This is a genomic window from Streptomyces sp. NPDC048496 (assembly GCF_043200055.1).
Classification (GTDB): domain Bacteria; phylum Actinomycetota; class Actinomycetes; order Streptomycetales; family Streptomycetaceae; genus Streptomyces.
The window spans coordinates 1-19,433 of sequence record NZ_JBICXB010000031.1; the positions used below are offsets into that span (position 1 = coordinate 1).

Sequence of the window (19,433 nt, forward strand, 5' to 3'; positions counted from 1 at the left end):
AGACGAAGAGCACTCCGGCGCTGCGCGCCTCCGGGCCAAGGATGGCCTTCACCCCCGCCCTGAAGGGCGGAGCACTGGCCAAGATCAGAGGTAGAGGCCGTACTGGAGGCGGTAGCGGGCGAGATCCTTCGACTCGGTGTGGAACTTCGCGTCGGTCGTCACTCCGCGCTTGTTGGTGCCGACACCGGACTCGTAGACATAGTCGCCAAGATGAACGACCAGATCCAGATTCTCCTCCGCCAGGTGCCGGTAGGCCGTGAAGTAGCCGTCCTGCCATGCCTGACAGGAAGCGAAGGCGAAGTTCAGCTCGCGGGGAGAAGCCCAGATGGCAGGGGTGGTACGAGTACGGCCCGTCCGGGACACGTAGTCCCCCACCCGGAAGCGGTAGTAGTACTCACGGTTCGGGTGCAGGCCGTGGATCTCGGGGTGCACGGAGTGTGCGAGTTCGGAAGAGGCGATCACGCTACCCCTCTGCACGGGGCGGCGGAAGCGTTCGTCCGCGGCCACCTCGTACTCCACCCGGACCGTGCGGCCCGGCATGCCGCCCAGCCCGTCGGCGGCGAACGGATCGGGGGCGAGGCGGGTCCACAGCACGACACCATCGGACCGGGGGTCCCCCGAGGCCACGCCCAGGGTGAAGGGGTTGCCGCTCAGCGGCGGGGCGGCAAACGCCAGATCGGCCTGCCAGAGCCCCGTCCCCAGCGCCAGAGCCGCCGCTCCGGCGCCGCCGAAGCCGAGCAGATGCCTCCGGGACAGAGATTGCGCGGTCAACGGAACCTCCAGTGCTGGCGAGTTCGGGCGTCGCCAGTACCGTCGCGGTCGGCGGTGTCCGCCGAGGTTCCCGGATGCGGACGCGGAACGGCCGCTTGAGCAACTCCGAGTGACGGACTCACGGTTGCCGGACTCCGCGCACGCCGGGAAGGCTACTCCGCCGGTGATCCGCCGGTCCACCGACACCGCCGTACAACCCTTACGCCATTTTGTCGGTCTCATGACGCGCAGCCGTTCTCCTGCAGGGGCCGCCCGGTTCACCCACGCCTCATACAGAGGATCCGTCCATGAGAATCGCCGCTGCGGGCCTGCGTGCCCTGCGGGGTGGAGCCGGCGCGGTCGGCTCGCCGCGCTGCTTGCCCTGGCTGCCGCGCACCGGCACGGGCACCCGGCTCGCCGGAGGCGGCCTCGCCGACACCCGGGCGGCCAACACCATGCTCCTCACCGCGACAACTGCGGCCCTGCTGGCGGCAGGTGGGGGCGACCTCCATTCCGCCGGGCGGCGCCGCACGCCGCCCCGAGCCAACTGAACAGTGGCCATTCGGCGCCGCTCAGGCCCCCGTCACCCCGTCCAGCCGCTCCCGCACCAGATCGGCGTGGCCGATGTGGCGCGCGTACTCCCCGATCATGTGGATGTGCACGAGGCGCAGCGAGAAGACCTCGCCGCCGTGGACAAAAGTGTCGTCGAGCGATACGTCGGCGATGGCGGCGTCCGCCAGCCGGCACTCCTCGACCAGGCGCGCGTAGTCGTCGGCGGCGCACGCCGGGTCCAGGTCCTCGAAGTCCGCGTCCTTGCCCCTGGCGGGGTCGTACATCGGGTCCAGCGACTGGCCGGCGAAACGCTCCCGGAACCAGGTGCGTTCGACCTTCGCCATATGGCGGAGCAGCCCGAGAAGGGTGAGGTTGGACGGCGGTACGGTCTGTTCGGCAAGCTGCTCACCGGTCAGGCCGGCGCACTTCTGCAGCAGGGTGCTGCGGAACCATCCGAGATATCCCGTGAGCATCTCCCGCTCACCGGCGACGAGGGATCCGGGCGTGCGTGTTGCGTCTGGTGCTGTCCATGTCATCGCCAGATCATGCCCGTCGGCCCCCGGATACTGCCAGGCCTTTCACCACCTGTCAGTGCTGTCCGAGGACCAGTCGGTCGTGGCGGAGGTGGTGATGTTCGCGGCCACACCCACCACCAGGAAGAGGATCAGCAGAGCCTTCCCCGCTCCGCTCATGATCAGCGGCCGGGTGGCGGAACGGGGCTGCTGATCGGGTACGGAAAGGGCTTCTTCGCCGAAGAACCCCTTGGGGTAGGCCGGGGTGAGCATCATGAAGTAGGCGTAGAAACGCATTCCGTAACGGAGTGTCGCGGCCGAGGCCTCGAAGAGGGGCTGGGGCATGCGTCCCAGGATCAGTGTGATCAGCCACCAGATGAAGGACAGCGCCCACCAGCCGGAGGTGGCGAGTCCCTGCACCACCGCTGCCGGAATCATCAGGATCAGACGGAAGAAGACTGCCAGCCGGTTGAGTTCCGTCGGCCGGAGCTCGATCTGGACCGGATAGTCCGGCGGCGGAGTCAGGGCGAACGGCGGATAGCGGTCGATCAGCAGCATTGCGCTCGCGCCGACCCGCGTGTGGTACCCGAGATATCCGGCGAGAAAGCGGAAGACCGGTTCGGGCAGCCGCCCCAGGACCAGGGCGGCGAACCAGCCCGCGATGGCGGTGAAAAAGGCCGCGATGTAGAGGAAGAACAACACGATGAAGTGCGGGATCAGCAGAAGCAGCCGCACCAGCACCGTGAGCCGGCGCTGCCTCGCCGGCTCGACGAGGTCCAACACAGGGAGCCACTCCCCCACGTCCGGCCCCCTGGGGCCCGTCCACTGGGCGTCAGCCATGTCGCTCCTCCTCGGCAGGTGATGCATACCCCATCGGCACCTACGACGTCACCCCACGCTCGGCCCGCCGATACGGGCCCGCAATCGACCACGGGCCGATCGGGTGTCCTGACGGGCCGCGCCGGACCGGGCAGGACCCGGCCATCGGTCGTCCCCCGATGACCGGGTCCGTCGTCATGTGGTCACGTCACTCGCGCCCATCTTGTCGGCGATGGCACCGTAGTCGCGCTCGACGGTGACCAGCTTGGGCGTGGTGCGGCCACCGGCAGGTCGGCGTAACCGCCGTAGTCGGCGTACCAGCCGCAGAAGGACAGCATCACGCCGCCGAGCGAGAGCAGCGCGCCGGACCTCTCCTTGTTGCTCGATCTGTCGTTCTCGTCCACTCGTCCTTACAGGGTGGTGCCTGTGGTGCGGTGCCCGCGCCGGCGGTCGGTGCGCGGCTTGCGCTCGCTGCCTTCGGCTGCGGCGCGGACACCGGTGAGGGTGTAGGCCAGCGCGGCGGCGGCCACGATCGCGAGCAGGGCGAGGCCGGCCGCGTACGTCCCGTACTCGCCGTACAGCGAGCCCATCACCAGCGGCGGCAGGAAGCCGCCCAGTCCGCCGGCGGCGCCGACCACGCCGGTGACCGAGCCGACCCGGTTGACCGGGGTCAGCAGTGCCACCAGGGCGAAGGTCGCCCCGCTGGCCGCGCCGAGCGCGGCGGCCATGGCCAGGAAGGCGATGGTTCCCACCGGCGCCAGGGCCGGGGTGAACGACTGCACCACCGCGTGTCCGCATCCGGACTCGCCGACGGCATGGGCCATGAGTCCCTACTGACGGACAGACAGGCCCCGGGTTCGGGTCCGGCCGTCCCTTTCCACCACCCTCACCACCTCGCACACCGGGTTGCCCGCGCGGCCTCCGCGAATCCGCGGCCGCGGCCGGCGTCCGCGTCGGGATGCGCTGAGGCGGGCAGGTCGTCCCTATCCCCGCGCCACCCCCTGGGGACGATGGGCTGATGCTCAAGAACGACGCCTTTCGCGCACTCGACCACCAGGAGTGCCTGCGCCTGCTCGCCAAGGTGCCGGTCGGCCGCGTGGTCTGCACCCGGCAGGCACTGCCAGCGGTCCTCCCCATCAACTTCTCCCTGGACACGGCCTCCTGCGTCCTGCTGTGCACCTCGCCGGGCCCGGACCTCGTACGCGCCATCGATGGTGTCGTGGTCGCCTTCGAAGCGGACGAGTTCGACCGACCGGCAAATGGGGGGTGGGAGAAGGAGCGGGGCTGGGTGCGTGCAGCTGCAAGGCGGAGGATTGAGACATGGCGGAGCCATGGTGATTGACGACAACGCGGCAGATGTGCGTGCCCAGCCCCGCGACGCCGCCCCCCATTTGCCGGTCGGTCTTCGATGCGGCGACCCGGTCCGGATGGAGCGTCGTCGTCACCGGACGGGCCGCCGTGGTGACCGATCCTGCCGAGCGTGAGCGGCTGTCGCAGGCCGGCCCCCACTCCTGGATGCCTCTGCGGGAGGCGGTGTTCGTGCGGATCGAGTCCGAGACGGTCACCGGACGCGAGCTCCGGGGAACGCGCGGCACGCAGTGAGGCGCGCCCCAACGGCCGCTTGGATTCTGACTCCTGCCGAGCAGACCGGTCATGAGCCGACGGTGCGGAATCAGTCCGTGCGCTCGGTCCTCCTGTCGGTCCTCGTGTGAGAAGCCTTCGACTCCAGCCCCGTGACGGAACCAGGCGCGGGGTATGCGGACGCACGGGGCGTACTGCCGCCGTCCGGGCCGTACCCGAAGCGGATCAGCAGCTGCGGGCAGCACCGCCGCCTCGATCCGGCCATCGCCGTCCGCAGGTCCGGCCACTCCATCGTCTGGTGCAGCATCGAGGTGCGCACCCCGTGCACGGTCGCCGTGAGCAACACGCGCTCCAGCGCCTGACCTGCCCGCAGCCAGTCCTCCGGCCGGTCGTGGGTGGTCCACAGCAGGGCCACCTGGGCGTGGCGTTCGAATCGCAGGGCGGGCAGCCGCGGTACGGGCAGTGCGCCGGTGAAGTCCCGAACCGGCATCCGCCCGGACGCGTCCCGCGGGCCCAGGGCGGTAAGGGGAATGCCGTAGGAGGCGTCCGCTCCCGGAGCGGTGATCCAGGTGCGTCCTTCGGCCGTGCGGGCCGGGTGGGCGGCGTTGCGCGCCTCCGCCGTCTGGGTCAGGCGCAGCAGGTGCCGGGTCCCCACGATGTCGGGCACGTCCAGGTACGCGCCCTCGGCCCGGGCCGAGCTGATCATCTCGGTCACGATCGTGTCCGGTACCGGCCGGCCGGTAAAGGGCATCCGGCTCGTGTGGCGCCGCTCGACCGCCTGGTACAGATCGCGCAGGGGCAGCTGCCTGCCGGCCTCCGTGGTGGGCGCGGCCAGTTGCACCGTGGCCAGCAGGTCCGGATCGTCGACGGCGGGACGCAGCCGGACGATGGGGTCCCAGCCCAGATGCACCGCGGCCGCCCGGAAATTGAAGACGGCCGCGCCCACCGAGAGGTGCTGGGCGCGATGCGTCGGGTCGGTCAGCGGCAGTCTTCGCTCCGGCGCCGAACGGACCTCCAGCACCTGGCTGTCGGGGTCCACGTGGAAGCGCCAGGGCTGGGTGTTGTGGATCGACGGAGCTGCCACGGCCGCCGCGAGCAGCGACTCCACGGTGGCTGAGTCCAGGGCGCGGGTACGGGTACGGGTACTACGCACGATGCCTCCTGTTTCGTTCGGGCCGCGGGAGAGGGCCGCCTTGGCGGCGTGTCGGTCCGGGGCGGCGGGGGCGCGGCTCATGTGGCGGGCAGGGCGGTGGCCAGCAGGACGACGCCGAGTGAACCGGCGAGGGAGACGACCGCCAAGGCCCGGGCCAGGTCTGCGCGGCCCTGGGCATGGGCGATGCCGTGACCCGCCGCAGCGAGCATCACCACGACGAACAGGGCGAGTTTGGCCGCCAGGGTGCGGCCGTAACCGGGTTCGGCGAGCGAGGCCCAGGTGACGCCCTTGTGCCAGGCCATGGCCCAGCCCGTGCCCAGTTGCAACGGCAGGAAGACCGTTCCGGTCAGCACCCCGAACCGGCGGCCCGCCGCGGCGGTGAAGCGGTCCTTGGCCTCCGGGGCGAGCAGGTGGCGGGCCAGCGGCAGGATCACCAGGGTCAGGGTCAGTTGGCCGCCGACCCACAGGGCGGCGCCCGCCACGTGCGCGAAACGCACCAGGGACCACCAGCCGACGGTGTCCATCAGTCACTCACCTCCACCATGCCGTGGGCTCCGGCGTCGGCGTGGCGCGTGTCGTGGTCGACGAACGCGTAGTGGCCCGCCTCGGGGAACGTCGTCTCGACGAAGCCGCCCTGCGCCGTGGCCAGGTCCAGCACCTGTGCGCCGCCCGCCTTGTCCGGCTTGAGCAGGTGGGCGCCCTCCTTGTACAGAGTGTCGAAGACGGTGCCGACAAGGTGGAAGGCGATGCCGTCGCTGGGACCTGCGGCGACCACCCAGAAGCGGACCCGCTCGCCGGCCGCGGCCTTCAGAGGCCGCTTGGCATACTGGGCCGCGATGCCGTTGAACACCCAGGCGTCCGGGGTTTCCTGACGCAACTTCGTCACCTGGGCGGTGCTGCCGAGTGCGACAGCCGGGCGCCATCCGGCCGCCGGCCCGGCGACCGCGGTCAGCAGGCCTCCCCCGGTCAGCGCCAGCACCCAGCGCGCCAGCCGGGTGGTGCGCTCGGCCATGCGCACGCCCAGCAGGTCCTTCGCGGCGGCGGTGCCCAGCTCCCGCGGGTCGCGGTCGGGCACGGCCTCGGCGCGGCAGTGGCGGCAGGTCAGCGGGCAGGCCCGGGTGGACTCCCAGATGACGATGAACGGCCGCTCCGCGGCGTCGTGCCGCTGACGGCGGATCCCCCGCGCGGTGGCGCTCATCGCACCGCCCTGCCCAGGCCGCGAAGGGTGTGTCCGGCCGCCGTGGAGTCAGGGCGGACGAGGCGGGCGGCCGGACGGTGACCGGCCCGGACCGTGCGCGGCACCCACCGCGAGCGACAGCGGTGGAATCGGCCGGGCGAGCGCTCCGAACGGTCGTACACGGGTTACCTCCGGGATCGGTCGGCTGTCAGCATCCACCGACGGCAGTGGTCGGCGCGGCGGCCGATGGTCCTGCGGAACATGGGTCAACGGTCCCTTTCTCGGCTGCGCGGGCCGCCGTGCGGTCCTGAGCACCTGGCACAGCCGCCCGCGCCACAGACCGAACGGCCCTATGGCGAGAGGGCCGGACGGCGCGACGACGGGTTCCCGTAGACCCTGCCCTGACTGGCGGCAGGCGACGAGCATCGTCACCGGAGCCGCCCGCGGGATCCTCCGTGGGCGGTGTCGCGAACGATGTGGAGGCAGTGATGACCGTGGCAACCCGCCCAGACGTGGACGCACCGGCCGAGGCCTGGCGCGGCTTCGCGGGCCGACGCTGGCGCGACCGGATCGACGTACGCGACTTCATCCAGGCGAACTACACGACGCACGAAGGCGGTCCGGAGTTCCTGGCCGGCCCTACCGAGCGCACGCTCACTGTCTGGCGCAAGGTCAGCGCGCTGTTCCCCGAGGAGCGGCGCAAGGGCGTCCTCGACGTCGACACTGCCACCCCGTCCACGATCACCTCGCACGCGCCCGGCTACATCGACCAGGACCGCGAGCTGATCGTCGGCCTGCAGACCGACGCCCCGCTGAAGCGGGCCATCATGCCGAACGGCGGGCTGCGGATGGTCGAAAACGGGCTCGCGGCGTACGGATACGAGCCCGACCCGTTCGTCACGAAGGTCTTCGGCACCTATCGCAAGACCCACAACGACGGCGTCTTCGACGCGTACACCCCCGAGATGCGCGCCGCCCGCAGGGCGGGCGTCATCACCGGCCTGCCGGATGCGTACGGCCGCGGCCGGATCATCGGCGACTACCGGCGCGTCGCGCTGTACGGCACCGACCGGCTGGCCGAGGCCAAGCGTGCCGAGCGGGCCCTGCTGGACGCGCGGCCCTCCACCCCGGACGCGATCCGCGACCGGGAGGAGCTGGCCGAACAGATCCGCGCGCTCGGCGAGCTGGCGCGGATGGCCGCCTCGTACGGCTGCGACGTCACCCGCCCCGCCGCCACCGCGCACGAGGCCGTGCAGTGGCTCTACCTGGGCTTCCTGGCCGCGGTGAAGGAGCAGAACGGCGCGGCGATGTCTCTGGGCCGCACCTCCACCTTCCTGGACGTCTACCTCCAGCGCGACCTGGACGAGGGGCGCATCAACGAGACCCGGGCCCAGGAGCTGATCGACGACTTCGTGATCAAGCTGCGGATTGTACGGTTCCTGCGCACCCCCGAGTACGACGCGCTGTTCTCCGGCGACCCGACCTGGGTGACGGAATCCATCGGCGGCATCGGCATCGACGGCCGGCCGCTGGTCACCCGCACCTCCTTCCGCTTCCTGCAGACCCTGTACAACCTGGGACCGGCCCCCGAGCCGAACCTGACCGTGCTGTGGTCGCCGCGGCTGCCGGAGGGCTTCAAGCGGTTCTGCGCCCAGGTCTCGATCGACACCAGCGCCGTCCAGTACGAGTCTGATGAGCTGATGCGTCCGCGCACCGGCGACGACACCGCGATCGCCTGCTGCGTCTCCGCCATGGCGGTGGGCAAGCAGATGCAGTTCTTCGGTGCCCGCGTCAACCTGGTCAAGGCGCTGCTGTACGCGATCAACGGCGGCCGGGACGAGATGACCGGCGAGCAGGTCGCGCCCGAGATGCCCGCGCTGACCGGAGAGTACCTGGACTACGAGGAGCTGTCGGCGGCGTACGACCGGATGCTGGACTGGCTCGCGGAGACCTACGTCAACGCGCTCAACGTCATCCACTACATGCACGACAAGTACGCCTACGAGCGCATCGAGATGGCCCTGCACGACCACCCCGTGCACCGCTTCATGGCCTGCGGGATCGCGGGCATGTCGGTGGCCGTCGACAGCCTGTCGGCCGTCAAGCACGCGCGGGTGAAGGCGATCCGGGACGCGACCGGGCTGGCTGTGGACTACGAGGTCGAGGGCGAGTACCCGGTGTACGGGAACAACGACGACCGCGCGGACGCCCTCGCCGCCGGTCTGGTGAAGTCCTTCATGGCCAAGGTGCGCAAGCACCCCACCTACCGCGACGCCGAGCACACCCAGTCGGTGCTGACCATCACCTCCAACGTGGTGTACGGCAAGCACACCGGCAACACGCCCGACGGCCGCCGCACGGGAGCCCCGTTCGCGCCCGGGGCGAACCCGATGAACGGCCGCGACCGGCACGGCATGGTCGCCTCCGCGCTCTCGGTGGCCAAGCTCCCGTACGAGGCGGCCCGCGACGGCATTTCCCTCACCTCGACCGTCACCCCCGAGGGACTCGGTCACGACCCGGCCGAGCGCGCCGCGAACCTGGCCGGCATCCTCGACGCCTACATGAGCTCGGGCGGCTTCCACATGAACGTGAACGTTCTGAGCCGGGTGACGCTCGAGGACGCCATGGAACACCCGGAGAAGTATCCGGAGCTGACGATCCGGGTCTCCGGGTACGCCGTCAACTTCGTCCGCCTGACGCGCGAGCAGCAGCTCGACGTGATCAGCCGCACCTTCCACGGATCGCTGTGAACACCGCGGCGAACCCGGTGACGCGGCAGGTCCTCCCGGCGGCGGGACGGCTCACTGGCCGGGTGCACTCCTGGGACCTGTCCACCGGCGTGGACGGTCCCGGGACCCGGTTCGTGCTGTTCGTCAGCGGCTGCCCGCTGCGCTGCCTGTACTGCGCCAATCCGGACACCTGGCATCTGCGTGACGGGAAGGTGACGAGCGTCGACGAGGTGATGGCGGAGATCGCGAAGTACCGGGCCTTCGTCACCACGGCAGGCGGCGGAGTGACGCTGACGGGCGGGGAGCCGCTCCTCCAGCCCGCGTTCACCGGCGCGGTACTCCGCCGCTGCAAGGAGCTGGGCCTGCACACCGCCGTGGACACCTCCGGCTTCCTGGGAGCCCGCGCCGACGACGCGCTCCTGGCCGGCGCCGACCTGGTGCTGCTCGACATCAAGTCCTTCGACATCGGCACGTATCGGCGGCTGACCGGCGGCGCCCTCGCCCCCACGCTCAGCTTCGCGACCCGCCTGGACAGGCTGGGCGTGCCGGTGCGGATCCGCTACGTCCTCGTACCCGGCTGGACCGACGATCCATCCGCCGTGGACGGCCTCGGCGCCTTCCTGGCCGGACTGGGCAACGTCGAGCAGGTGGACGTCCTGCCGTTCCACAAGCTCGGCGTCCACAAGTACGACGCCCTCGGTATCGACTTCCCGCTGCGCGACACCGCCGTCCCCGATCCGGAGCTGGTGGAGCGGGTGCGGGAACAGTTCCGGGAGCACGGCCTGCGGGCGCTGTGAGCGGGTCTGATCCATTGATCGCTCATTGGGCGGTGCGTGGATGCGCGCGTTGATGACGCGGAGCCCTTCGCGGCCTTGTCAGGGGCTTACCGGCTTCCGTGCGGGGTGCGGTGCCGGGGCGCAGCGGCCTGCGGCTCGCGGACGTTGATCAGGCGTCACCTGGTTCGTCGACGGCGGTGAGACGGACGCCTGTGATCAGGTCGGGGTGGATGCGGACCGCGTAGTCCATGGTCTGGTTCACCCACGGGTTGAGCAGGGCCTGATAGCGGGCGAGTTCGTACGGGTCGGTCACCAGGTGGGCGTAACCGGTGACCACCACACTCCAGCCGAGGTGTGTGTCCGGGCCGATGGTGTCGGCCTCGTAGGCGACCACGACGCCCAGGCTGTCGGCCTGGCGGGTGCGCGAGGTCAGGGCCGCGCCCTCGTGGGTGCGGATGACGATGTCGCCGTTGTCCAGGATGTGGTTGACCGGGCGGACGGTCGGCAGTGCGTGGCGGGTGAAGACGATCCTCCCCAAGGACACGCTGCCCAGCAGCCGCAATGCTTCGTCGCTGTCGAGCTCGACGCTCCGGCGCGGCCCGGGAGGAAGTATCTGGACGTTGTCGATGGTCATGGCGGGCTTCCGTACGGATTCATTGCTCACTGCTGCGTGTCTCCGGCCGGCGTGGCGAGGCTGTTGCACGGCCCGTCGCCGGGTAGACGGCCGGTTCGCCGGTTCATGTGCGTCGTCCCTTCGAGACGCGGGCGGTTGCCTGCCGGTGGCACCCGGTGAGGCGGGAGCCACGGCAGGCTCGATCGGATCATTGGAACGGCACCGGAACTCCTCACACCAGGGCCGTTCGGCCCTGGTTCGTGTCCGGCCGACCCTGCACGGCGCCGCGTCCGGTCCCCGTGCCGTGTCGTAGGGCCCATGCGTACACGGCGGAGGGCCGATCCTCCTCGCGCGGGAGGGCCAGGCGACGTCAATTCCGCCCGCGGTCGGCTGGGCCGCCGCGCCACGGAGGCGGAGTGGCCGACCGGCGGGCGGCGTCCTTGCGGTGAACGGTGCTCTCCAGCCGGCCGCGCAGCCGGTCGTGCAGCCGGTCCGCGAGTTCATGCGCGCTGGCCTCCCGCGCGTGGGCGACGAGGAGGGTGGTCCCCACCCGGATCTCGGCCTCGGCGGACCACGGCTGCTCGACGTGGCGCGCCGCGGCCCTCGCGACTCTCACCTCACCGGTGACGCCCGCAAGCCCCGGCCGGCTGAGCACCGCGTCGGCCTTGGCCCGGATGTACGCGAGTGCTTCCTCGTCCACAACGCCTTCCGCCCGCACCTGTACGGCGACGGTGGTGGTGTCGTGGGTGCCGGTTTCCCTGGCAGTCATGTGCTCCGCTCCTTCTGATCGTCGGGCAGCGGCTCCAGACTGCTGCGAGCCCCGCCCCCGGCCCAGGGCTGTCAGGCCCCGGAAGCAGGGCCATGGGGCCTGCCCATGTGCGGTCGCCGGTCACGGTCCTCGGCCGTTTGGCCTCCCCGGTCCTCGGGCAGCCGCCGGGCGGGCCGTGGTCCGGTACGCCGACGAGAACGCGGCCCGCCGGTTTGTGCCCCGAGGTGCAGCGACTGCTCCCGGCAGTGGGATACCGCGGGGTAAACAGGGCCGACAGGCCCTGGCCCCTCGGCCCGGATGCGGGAAAGATCTCGGCACGGAGGCCGATCCCGTCCACGAGGGGACATCGGCGCGGAACGCGGAACCAAGGAGCAATTGATGGTGGACACCGAGCAGCCCCGCCCCGGCGGCCCGATCCGGGTCTTCCTGCTGGACGACCACGAGGTGGTACGGCGCGGCGTGCGCGACCTGCTGAACGACGAGCCGGACATCAGTGTGGTCGGCGAGGCCGGCACGGTCGAGCAGGCCTTGGTGCGCGTCCCCGCGTTGCGCCCTCAGGTGGCGGTGCTCGATGTCCGCCTGCCCGACGGCGACGGTGTGACCGTGTGCCGGGAGCTCCGCTCGAGCATGCCCGAGCTGGCCTGCCTGATGCTGACCTCCTTCGACGACGAGGAGGCCCTGCTCGACTCGATCATGGCGGGCGCGTCCGGGTACGTCCTGAAGCAGATCCAGGGCTCGGACCTGGTGTCCGCCGTACGTACCGTGGCCGGCGGCCAGTCCCTGCTCGACGCGAGCGCCACCACCAAGCTGATGGCCCGGCTGCGCGGCGGTCAACAACACGAGGAGGAGCCGGACGGGCTGCCGGGCCTGACCGACCGGGAGCGCGAGATTCTCGCACTGATCGGCGAGGGGCTGACCAACCGCCAAATCGGCCAGCGGCTGTATCTGGCCGAGAAGACGGTGAAGAACCACATCTCCCGCCTGCTGGCCAAGCTCGGCGTGGAGCGCCGCATCCAGGCCGCCGTCATCGCCACCCAGGCCCGGGACCGGCAGAAGCAGGTAAGGCGCTGAAGTCCCAGTCGGCGGTGCCGAGAACGAACCGCCGACTGGGACCCCATCTGGCGGCGTACGAATCGACGTCCGGGCGAGTGCACCGACCAGTCGCATCCATACGCGGTGCCGCCTTGCCTGCGGGCCGTCGCCCGGCCGCGGGGAGAAGCGCCTGGCCTGGCCCTTCGCGCACCGCACACCCCCACCGATCGCGGCCGGTGATCCTCATCTCACGTACCGGCCCCTGTATCTCATATCGGCCCCTGTCATGGGCCGATATGGTGGCCTCGGGCCAGAACCGGTTGGCCGTCGACGGGGTGAGGGGCTTGGAGGAATCACTGGTGGCAGGCTCCGAGGGTGCCCGCGTGCGACTGCCGCAGCTACGGCTGGATGAGCTGCTGGAGGAGTTGCAGGCCCGCCTGGACGCGGCCCGTGGCACCCGCGACCGCGTGCACAGCCTGCTGGAAGCGGTCCTCTCGGTCGGCCGTGAGCTCGACCTGGAGCAGGCGCTGCGCAGCATCGTGGAAGCCGCCGCGGTCCTGGTCGAGGCCGAGTACGCGGCCCTGGGCGTGATCGGGCCGGACGGAGAACGGCTGTCGGATTTCCTCACTGTCGGCGTCAGCGAGGAGCAGATCGCCCAGATCGGCCCCTACCCGGAGGGCCACGGCATCCTCGGAGAGCTGATCCGGCACCCCGAGCCGTTGCGGCTGGCCAAGCTCTCCGGGCACCCCGCCTCGTACGGCTTCCCACCCCACCACCCGCCGATGAACACCTTCCTCGGCGTACCGATCCGGGTACGTGACCAGGTCTTCGGCAACCTGTACCTGACCGAGAAGCGGGGCGGGGCACAGTTCGACGAGGAGGACGAGTCGGTCCTGTCCACCCTGGCCGTCGCGGCCGGCGTGGCCATCGACAACGCCCGCCTGTACGAGGAGTCCCGGCTGCGTGAACGCTGGCTGCAGGCGAGCGCGGAGATCACCCACAGCCTCATGTCCGGCAGCGACCGCGGCGAGGTCCTCGCGCTGATCGCCGAACGGGCCAGGGAGATCACCGGAGCGGCGCTTGCCGTGGTCGCGGTGCCGATGGAGGACACCGGCTCCCTCACGGTGGAGCTCGCCATCGGGCAGGAGGCGGAAGCCCACCGCGGCCTCGTGCTGCCCGTGGACGACAGCCTGATCGGCCGGGCCTTCGCCGCAGCGGCGCCCGTCGCCAGCCAGGACGTGTCCCGCGACCAGCGGGTTTCGGCCGGTCCGCCACGCTTCACCGGACTCGGCCCGGCCGTCGCGGTCCCCATCGGCACCGGTGACGGTGTACGAGGTGTGGTGTTGCTGGTTCGTGCGGCGGGCCAGACGGTGTTCTCCGACAAGGAGACCGAGCCGCTGCGGGGGTTCGCCGCGCAGGCCGCGGTCGCCATGGAGTTGGCGGAGCGCCGCAGGGACGCCGAGGAGATCGCGGTGCTCCAGGACCGTGACCGCATAGCCCGGGATCTGCACGACCTGGCGATCCAGCGGCTGTTCGCCACCGGCATGACCCTGCAGAGCGCGGGCCGTTTCATTGAGCACACCGAGGCCACGGAGCGCGTACTGCGGGCGGTGGACGACCTGGACGAGACCATCAGGATCATCAGGTCGACGATCTTCGGTCTGCGGTCGCGTGAGGGCGCCGACAGCCCCGGTCTGCGGGCGCGGGCGGTACGCGTGGCCGGCGAGGCGGCACCGGTGCTGGGCTTCGCGCCCAGCCTGCGTATGGATGGCCTGCTGGACACGCATGTGCCGAAGGAGATCGCCGACCATGTGGTGGCCGTCCTGTCCGAGTCACTGACCAACATCGCCCGGCACGCACGCGCCGTCCGCGCCGAGGTCGTGCTCGAGACCGACGGGCGCGAGGTGCGGCTCACCGTCTCCGACAACGGTGTGGGTATCCCGCCCGACGGCCGTCGCAGCGGCCTGCGCAACATGGCTGAACGGGCTGAACAACTGGGTGGAAAGCTGGAGTTGGCCAGCCAGGCCGACGACGGCACCACGCTGGCATGGAGTGTGCCCATACAGGTGGGCTAGTGCCGTGACCGGCAATGTTTGCCCCGTGAGGAGCGTCGTCCAGTGCGTGCGATCGCAAGGCGGCCGGACGTCCTTGGACGGGGTCTCCCCTGCTCGAACGAAGCTGAGAGCTTGGGGAAGGAGCTACCAGGGCATTTCGACAACGCCGGAAGCGTGCGTGCCACGCCGTGGCCGCCCGATCAGAGGTCACCCGACAGGCTCTGAGGGCAGTTGGGCGGCCCATCGGTCAACGCGCAGCGCCGGGTCGGCGGCCTACCGTTCTGCACACCACTTCCGGTATGCCGCCACGGCCGTCGGCAGGGTCGGGAAGATCAGGTCCGTGCCGACGGAATCCACCAGGCCGTACGCCTTCAGGTCGTTCACGAGATCCTGCTTGACCCGGGCGAGGGCGAACACGATGCCACGGTGGGTGAGTTCGCGGCGCAGCTCGTCAACTGCGTCGAGGGCGGTGATGTCGACCTCCATGTTGGCCTCGGTGTTGAGGACGAACCAGCGCACCGGGCCGGCCTGTTGGTCGACGGCGGCCAGGGCCCGGCGCCGGAAGTTCTCCGCGTTGGCGAAGAAGAGCGGCGAGTCGTAGCGGTAGACCACCAGGCCCGGGATCGTGCGTGCCTGAGGGTAGTCGTCGACGTCGTGCATGCCCGCCACCCCGGGAACCAGCCCCTCGACCGCGTCATGCGGTCGCGCCACCCGGGTGAGCAGCTCGGCCACCGACAGACCGACGGCCACGATCACCCCGTACAGGATGTCCAGGGCGAGCACGCCCGCCAGGCAGCCCACCGCGAGCAGCAGCTCGCGGCGCCGGAAGGACGCCAGCCTGCGGAAGCCCGCAAGGTCGATCATGCGGACCGCGGCGTAGACGACGAGCGCGCCCAGCACGGCTGAGGGTGTACGGCTCAGCAGCGGGCTCAGGAACATCAGCACGGCCAGCACCGCCGCACCGGCCACCAGCGAGTACGCCTGGCTGCGGGCGCCCGCCGAGGAGGCGAGCGCTGTGCGGCTGGCGCTACTGCTGACGGGGAATCCGTGCAGGACACCGGCGCCGAGGTTGGCCGTGCCCAGGGCAAGGAACTCCTGGTTGGCGTCGAGCCCGGGTCCTACTTGATCACGGCCGGTGAAGGCGCGCGCGGTGAGGATGAAGTCCGTGTACGCGACGATCAGCACCCCGAGCGCGGGCAGAACCAGACGCGGCAGCTCGCCCAGGTCCGGCAGGGCGACGGACGGCAGCCCCGACGGAACGTCGCCGATGACCTTGATGCCGTGACGGCCGTCGAGGTCGAAGACGGCCACGGCCGCGGTACCGAGGACCACGGCGAGCAGCGGTCCCGGCAGCGCCGGGACGTACCGCTTCACTGTGAACAGGAACACCAGCGCGGCGGCGGAGAAGACGGCCGTGGCCGGATCGGTGTCGGTCAGATGCCGGACGAACGACCACAGTTGGGGGAAGAACTCCGAACCGGTCGTCCGCACGCCGGTGAGCCTGGGCAGCTGGTCCACCATCATGATCAGGGCCACGCCGGCGAGATAACCGATCAGGACCGGGCGGGAGAGCAGGTCCGCCAGGAAGCCCAGCCGCACCACCCGTGCCACCAGGCACAGCAGACCGACCGTGACCGCGAGGGCCGCCGCCAGCGACGCGTAGCGCCCCGCGTCCCCGCCGGCGAGCGGGCCCACAACGGTGGCCGTCATCAGGGCGGTCGTCGACTCGGGACCGACCGACAGCAGCCGGGACGAGCCGAACAGCGTGTACAGCGCGAGGGCGGGCAGGATTGCCCACAGTCCGGCGACCGGCGGCAACCCGGCCACGCCCGCGTACGCCATCACCTGCGGCACGAGATAGGCCGCCACGGTCATGCCGGCCAGCAGGTCGCCCTTCCACCACGAGCGCCGGTAACCCAGCAGCGCGTCGAGGCCGGGCACCAGCCGACGCCACCACGCAAACCGTCCGCCCGAGCCCTGAGTCATGTGCCGCCTCTCTCCGTGTGAGTTCAGCATCCACCGGAGCGCGATCATCCGCGAGGCTGCTCCGGCGTCCCAACCGGCGGGTTCTCCACCTCCGGACCAACGGGCCCCCTGCAGACAGGGACGTTCAGCCCACCAAGTGGAGCCCTTCGGTATCCGGCGCGACCCCGCATCCCCGACGAGAGTGAGGGGCGTCACGACAACAACGACCCGAACATCCCCGAAGGGATCACCACCATGGCCGTGCACGAGCACCCTCACCGGAGCCCGGGCGTCCATCTGTCGGCCACCTCCGAGTCCGTCGTGTCGGCACACCTCGACACGCACACCGCGCAGGCCTACACCCTCGCGTCCCTGCGCATCCTGACCGGGTTCGTCTTCCTGTGGGCGTTCCTGGACAAGACCTTCGGCTTCGGCTACGCGACGGATTCCGGCAAGGGCTGGATCGACGGCGGGTCGCCGACGAACGGCTTCCTCAGCTCCGTCGCCGCCGGACCGATGGAATCGACGTTCCACTCCTGGGCCGGTGACCCGTGGGCGGACTGGCTGTTCATGCTCGGTCTGCTCGGCATCGGCGTGGCCGTGATGAGCGGTGTCGCGCTGCGCCTCGCGGCGGTGGCGGGCACGGCGATGATGGCGCTGATGTGGCTCGCCGAGTGGCCGCCCGCGAAGCACCTGTCGGACGGGGCACCGACCATGTCGACGAACCCGTTCGCCGACTACCACGTGATCTACGCCTTCGCGCTGATCGCCTTGGCTGCCGCGGGTGCGGGTGCCACCTGGGGGCTGCACAGGGTTTGGGCCCGGCTCCCGATCGTCCGCGACCACGCCTGGCTTCGCTGAACCGCCCGTGCTGCGACGGGCCCACGCCCCGGGACCCGTCGCACCGCCCCGTGCATGGGGCCGGACGGTCCCGCTGGAGGACCAGCGGCCCTGCCCCGCACAACCCCCTGAACACGACGCTGGAATCGGGTGGCCACCCGATTCAGGAGGTGAAGATCATGCCCCGCACCATCACCGTGGGCCTGGACGGCTCGCCCGAGAGCCGGGCCGCCGCCGAATGGGCTGCCCGCGAGGCCAAGCTGCGCGGACTGCCGGTGAAGCTCGTCCACATCTGGGAGCCCGTACCCGCGCCCATGGCGCAGGCCCCGCTCCTCGGCGCCGAGACCCAACAGCACTGGAGCGAGAGGATCCCCCGTGAATCCGCCGAGGGGCTGCGGCTGCGGAACCCCGGCGTCAAGGTCACCACGGAACAGCTGTCCGGCCGGCCCGGCGAGGTCCTCTCACGTGTCGCACAGGACAGTGCGCTGCTCGTGCTGGGCTCCCGCGGCCTGAGCGGAGTCGGCGGCTTCCTGGTGGGCTCGGTCGGCCAGGCCGTCCTGGCGCACGCCGATCGGCCCGTGGTCCTGGTCCGCGCCGGAGAGCAGGCCGCCGACGAGCACGCCATGGACTCGGCCGGCGTCCCGTCCGTCGCGGCCCCGTACCGGCCCGTCGTCCTGGGCCTGGCCACCGGCATCCCGGACAACTCGCTCGTCGAGTTCGCCTTCGACGCGGCCGCCCGCCGCGCCACCTCCCTGCGGGTCGTCCACGGCTGGAACCCGCCGCCCTACTACGCTTACGGCCTCTCCGTCGACTTCGAACTCTGCGGCGAGCTGTCCCGGCAGGAGGCCGGCGCTCTGACCGAGATCCTGCGCCCGTGGCGGCAGAAGTACCCGGACGTCGAGGTCGTGGAGGAGTCGCGCTACGGCACAGCCGCCAACCACCTGGTGGACGCCTCCCGCGAGGCCTCCCTGGTCGTCGTGGGCCGACGCATCCGCCGCTCCTCCGTCGGCACCCGCATCGGACCCGTCACCCACGCGGTCCTGCACCACGCCACCGCCCCCGTCGCCGTCGTCCCGCACGACTGAACGCACACCACCCCTGAGGAGCAATGATCATGAAGGCAGCAGTCGTACGAGCCTTCGGTGAACCTCTGGTCATCGAGGAGCACCCCGACCCTGAGAGCGGCCAGGTCAAGGCCCGCATCGTCTTCGACCTCGGCGCAGGAAGGTGAGGCCGATGGGGCTCCCCCTCGTCGTCGGCGTCGACGGCTCCGAGCCGAGCCTGCGCGCCGTCGACTGGGCGGCCGACGAGGCCGCCCTGCGCGGGCTGCCGCTGCGGCTGGTGTACGCATCGCTGTGGGAGCGGTACGAAGGCGCCGCACTCGCGCAGGATCTCGGTAAGCCGTCCGAACAGGTCATGGCCGAGGACGTCGTCGCGACCGCCGAGCGGCGCGCCCGGCGCCGCCGGCCCGATGTGAAGGTCTCCACCGACGTGCTGCCCGAGGAACCGGAGTACGCACTGGTACGGGAGAGCCGCACCGCTTCCGCGGTGATCCTGGGCACCCGTGGACGCAGCGGCATGGCCGAGGCGCTCCTCGGCTCCGTCAGCCTGACCGTCGCCGGCCACGCGCACTGCCCGGTGATCGTGCTACGCGGCAGCCACGACAACCAGGCGAAGCCGGGAATGCGCGGACGCGTCGTGGTCGGCGTGGGAGAGGAGCCGGAGCACTCGGCCGCGGTGCGCTTCGCTCTCGACGAGGCGCGGCTGCGCGGAGCACCGCTGGAGGCCGTATGCGCCTGGCGCCGCCCCGCGCACGAGAGCACCGACCACCCTCTGCTGGCCGGAGAACCCGCCCGGCTGCACAAGGAGCGGGCAGTTGAGGCGCTGGCGGCGGCCCTGCGGGACGTCCCGGCCGACGCCGATGTGCACCGACGCACCGTCGAGGGCCACGCCCGCACGGCGCTGGTCGATGCCTCGCACGACGCCGATCTCCTGGTCGTCGGGGCCAAGCGTCGCGACGGGCACTTCGGGCTCCAACTCGGCCGCGTCGCCCACGCGGTACTGCATCACGCCGCCTGCCCGGTCGCCGTGGTGCCCGAGCGGGCGTGAAC

Annotated in this window: 18 protein-coding genes and 2 pseudogenes; 9 read left to right on the forward strand and 11 right to left on the reverse strand. The window is 71.1% G+C overall.

The genetic code is table 11. From position 1 onward, the window contains the following. Positions 1 to 84: 84 nt before the first annotated feature. Positions 85 to 771 (reverse strand): alkaline phosphatase D family protein, encoded by a 687-nt coding sequence (locus ACGFSA_RS24285; protein WP_393307507.1) that lies wholly within the window; start codon positions 769 to 771, stop codon positions 85 to 87. A 287-nt stretch (positions 772 to 1,058) separates the two neighbouring features. Between ACGFSA_RS24285 and ACGFSA_RS24290 the strand changes: the two genes are divergently transcribed. Then, positions 1,059 to 1,301 carry a hypothetical protein gene (locus ACGFSA_RS24290; protein ID WP_393307509.1) on the forward strand — a complete coding sequence of 81 codons (243 nt, stop codon included), beginning with the start codon at positions 1,059 to 1,061 and terminating at the stop codon, positions 1,299 to 1,301. A gap of 21 nt (positions 1,302 to 1,322) precedes the next feature. Here ACGFSA_RS24290 and ACGFSA_RS24295 read toward each other — a convergent pair whose 3' ends face one another. From ACGFSA_RS24295 to ACGFSA_RS24310, 4 genes and pseudogenes are all read right to left on the reverse strand, one after another. Then, positions 1,323 to 1,838, reverse strand: coding sequence for a DinB family protein (locus ACGFSA_RS24295; RefSeq protein WP_393307511.1), 516 nt, complete (start codon positions 1,836 to 1,838; stop codon positions 1,323 to 1,325). 42 nt (positions 1,839 to 1,880) lie between these two features. Then, positions 1,881 to 2,654: a DUF4389 domain-containing protein gene (locus ACGFSA_RS24300; RefSeq protein WP_393307513.1), complete on the reverse strand. Its 774-nt coding sequence runs from the start codon at positions 2,652 to 2,654 to the stop codon at positions 1,881 to 1,883. A gap of 182 nt (positions 2,655 to 2,836) precedes the next feature. Beyond that, positions 2,837 to 3,037: a hypothetical protein gene (locus ACGFSA_RS24305; protein WP_393307515.1), complete on the reverse strand. Its 201-nt coding sequence runs from the start codon at positions 3,035 to 3,037 to the stop codon at positions 2,837 to 2,839. Between the two features lie 6 nt (positions 3,038 to 3,043). Further along, a pseudogene (locus ACGFSA_RS24310) lies at positions 3,044 to 3,421 on the reverse strand (MFS transporter); the annotation flags it as partial. Between the two features lie 230 nt (positions 3,422 to 3,651). Here ACGFSA_RS24310 and ACGFSA_RS24315 point away from each other — a divergent pair. After that, positions 3,652 to 4,235: pseudogene (locus ACGFSA_RS24315) on the forward strand (pyridoxamine 5'-phosphate oxidase family protein). A gap of 70 nt (positions 4,236 to 4,305) precedes the next feature. Here ACGFSA_RS24315 and ACGFSA_RS24320 read toward each other — a convergent pair. The 3 genes from ACGFSA_RS24320 to ACGFSA_RS24330 form a co-directional block, all read right to left on the reverse strand. Continuing rightward, positions 4,306 to 5,367: an Acg family FMN-binding oxidoreductase gene (locus ACGFSA_RS24320; RefSeq protein ID WP_393307517.1), complete on the reverse strand. Its 1,062-nt coding sequence runs from the start codon at positions 5,365 to 5,367 to the stop codon at positions 4,306 to 4,308. Between the two features lie 77 nt (positions 5,368 to 5,444). Then, complete coding sequence (locus tag ACGFSA_RS24325) at positions 5,445 to 5,891, reverse strand: hypothetical protein (RefSeq protein WP_393307519.1); 447 nt, start codon at positions 5,889 to 5,891, stop codon at positions 5,445 to 5,447. After that, entirely contained in the window at positions 5,891 to 6,565 is a 675-nt protein-coding gene (locus ACGFSA_RS24330; protein ID WP_393307521.1) for a hypothetical protein, read from the reverse strand. Before ACGFSA_RS24330 ends, ACGFSA_RS24325 begins: the two co-directional genes overlap by 1 nt. Before the next feature lie 467 nt (positions 6,566 to 7,032). Here ACGFSA_RS24330 and pflB point away from each other — a divergent pair, with 467 nt between their 5' ends. Both pflB and pflA read left to right on the forward strand, forming a co-directional pair. Then, the gene (gene pflB / locus ACGFSA_RS24335) at positions 7,033 to 9,294 is read left to right on the forward strand and encodes a formate C-acetyltransferase (protein ID WP_393307523.1); all 2,262 of its coding nucleotides are present in this window, start codon (positions 7,033 to 7,035) and stop codon (positions 9,292 to 9,294) included. Further along, positions 9,291 to 10,070 carry a pyruvate formate-lyase-activating protein gene (pflA, locus tag ACGFSA_RS24340; RefSeq protein ID WP_393307525.1) on the forward strand — a complete coding sequence of 260 codons (780 nt, stop codon included), beginning with the start codon at positions 9,291 to 9,293 and terminating at the stop codon, positions 10,068 to 10,070. Before pflB ends, pflA begins: the two co-directional genes overlap by 4 nt. Before the next feature lie 148 nt (positions 10,071 to 10,218). Here pflA and ACGFSA_RS24345 read toward each other — a convergent pair whose 3' ends face one another. Next, positions 10,219 to 10,683, reverse strand: a complete 465-nt coding sequence (locus tag ACGFSA_RS24345; RefSeq protein WP_393307527.1) for a pyridoxamine 5'-phosphate oxidase family protein — start codon at positions 10,681 to 10,683, stop codon at positions 10,219 to 10,221. Between the two features lie 349 nt (positions 10,684 to 11,032). Further along, positions 11,033 to 11,431: a hypothetical protein gene (locus ACGFSA_RS24350; RefSeq protein WP_393307529.1), complete on the reverse strand. Its 399-nt coding sequence runs from the start codon at positions 11,429 to 11,431 to the stop codon at positions 11,033 to 11,035. Positions 11,432 to 11,809: 378 nt separating this feature from the next. Here ACGFSA_RS24350 and ACGFSA_RS24355 point away from each other — a divergent pair, with 378 nt between their 5' ends. Then, positions 11,810 to 12,502 (forward strand): response regulator, encoded by a 693-nt coding sequence (locus ACGFSA_RS24355; protein ID WP_393307531.1) that lies wholly within the window; start codon positions 11,810 to 11,812, stop codon positions 12,500 to 12,502. 320 nt (positions 12,503 to 12,822) lie between these two features. After that, positions 12,823 to 14,538 carry a GAF domain-containing protein gene (locus ACGFSA_RS24360; protein WP_393307533.1) on the forward strand — a complete coding sequence of 572 codons (1,716 nt, stop codon included), beginning with the start codon at positions 12,823 to 12,825 and terminating at the stop codon, positions 14,536 to 14,538. A gap of 252 nt (positions 14,539 to 14,790) precedes the next feature. Here the strand turns inward: ACGFSA_RS24360 and ACGFSA_RS24365 are convergent, their stop codons facing one another. Further along, complete coding sequence (locus ACGFSA_RS24365; protein WP_393307535.1) at positions 14,791 to 16,503, reverse strand: SulP family inorganic anion transporter; 1,713 nt, start codon at positions 16,501 to 16,503, stop codon at positions 14,791 to 14,793. A gap of 234 nt (positions 16,504 to 16,737) precedes the next feature. On the opposite strand from ACGFSA_RS24365, the gene ACGFSA_RS24370 reads away from it, so the two are divergent. From ACGFSA_RS24370 to ACGFSA_RS24380, 3 genes are all read left to right on the forward strand, one after another. Next, a complete protein-coding gene (locus ACGFSA_RS24370) occupies positions 16,738 to 17,343 on the forward strand; it encodes a hypothetical protein (protein WP_393307537.1) in 606 nt (201 codons plus the stop codon). A gap of 158 nt (positions 17,344 to 17,501) precedes the next feature. Next, entirely contained in the window at positions 17,502 to 18,407 is a 906-nt protein-coding gene (locus tag ACGFSA_RS24375) for a universal stress protein (protein ID WP_393307539.1), read from the forward strand. 151 nt (positions 18,408 to 18,558) lie between these two features. Continuing rightward, positions 18,559 to 19,431 (forward strand): universal stress protein, encoded by an 873-nt coding sequence (locus ACGFSA_RS24380; RefSeq protein WP_393307541.1) that lies wholly within the window; start codon positions 18,559 to 18,561, stop codon positions 19,429 to 19,431. The last annotated feature ends 2 nt before the right edge of the window (positions 19,432 to 19,433 follow it).

Excerpts from the sequence above, each read along its gene's own strand:
- ACGFSA_RS24290 (WP_393307509.1), top strand. The coding sequence starts at position 1,059 with ATGAGAATCGCCGCTGCGGGCCTGCGTGCCCTGCGGGGTGGAGCCGGC.
- ACGFSA_RS24295 (WP_393307511.1), bottom strand. The coding sequence starts at position 1,838 with ATGACATGGACAGCACCAGACGCAACACGCACGCCCGGATCCCTCGTC.
- ACGFSA_RS24300 (WP_393307513.1), bottom strand. The coding sequence starts at position 2,654 with ATGGCTGACGCCCAGTGGACGGGCCCCAGGGGGCCGGACGTGGGGGAG.
- ACGFSA_RS24325 (WP_393307519.1), bottom strand. The coding sequence starts at position 5,891 with ATGGACACCGTCGGCTGGTGGTCCCTGGTGCGTTTCGCGCACGTGGCG.
- ACGFSA_RS24330 (WP_393307521.1), bottom strand. The coding sequence starts at position 6,565 with ATGAGCGCCACCGCGCGGGGGATCCGCCGTCAGCGGCACGACGCCGCG.
- pflB (WP_393307523.1), top strand. The coding sequence starts at position 7,033 with ATGACCGTGGCAACCCGCCCAGACGTGGACGCACCGGCCGAGGCCTGG.
- ACGFSA_RS24345 (WP_393307527.1), bottom strand. The coding sequence starts at position 10,683 with ATGACCATCGACAACGTCCAGATACTTCCTCCCGGGCCGCGCCGGAGC.
- ACGFSA_RS24350 (WP_393307529.1), bottom strand. The coding sequence starts at position 11,431 with ATGACTGCCAGGGAAACCGGCACCCACGACACCACCACCGTCGCCGTA.
- ACGFSA_RS24355 (WP_393307531.1), top strand. The coding sequence starts at position 11,810 with ATGGTGGACACCGAGCAGCCCCGCCCCGGCGGCCCGATCCGGGTCTTC.
- ACGFSA_RS24365 (WP_393307535.1), bottom strand. The coding sequence starts at position 16,503 with ATGACTCAGGGCTCGGGCGGACGGTTTGCGTGGTGGCGTCGGCTGGTG.
- ACGFSA_RS24370 (WP_393307537.1), top strand. The coding sequence starts at position 16,738 with ATGGCCGTGCACGAGCACCCTCACCGGAGCCCGGGCGTCCATCTGTCG.
- ACGFSA_RS24375 (WP_393307539.1), top strand. The coding sequence starts at position 17,502 with ATGCCCCGCACCATCACCGTGGGCCTGGACGGCTCGCCCGAGAGCCGG.
- ACGFSA_RS24380 (WP_393307541.1), top strand. The coding sequence starts at position 18,559 with ATGGGGCTCCCCCTCGTCGTCGGCGTCGACGGCTCCGAGCCGAGCCTG.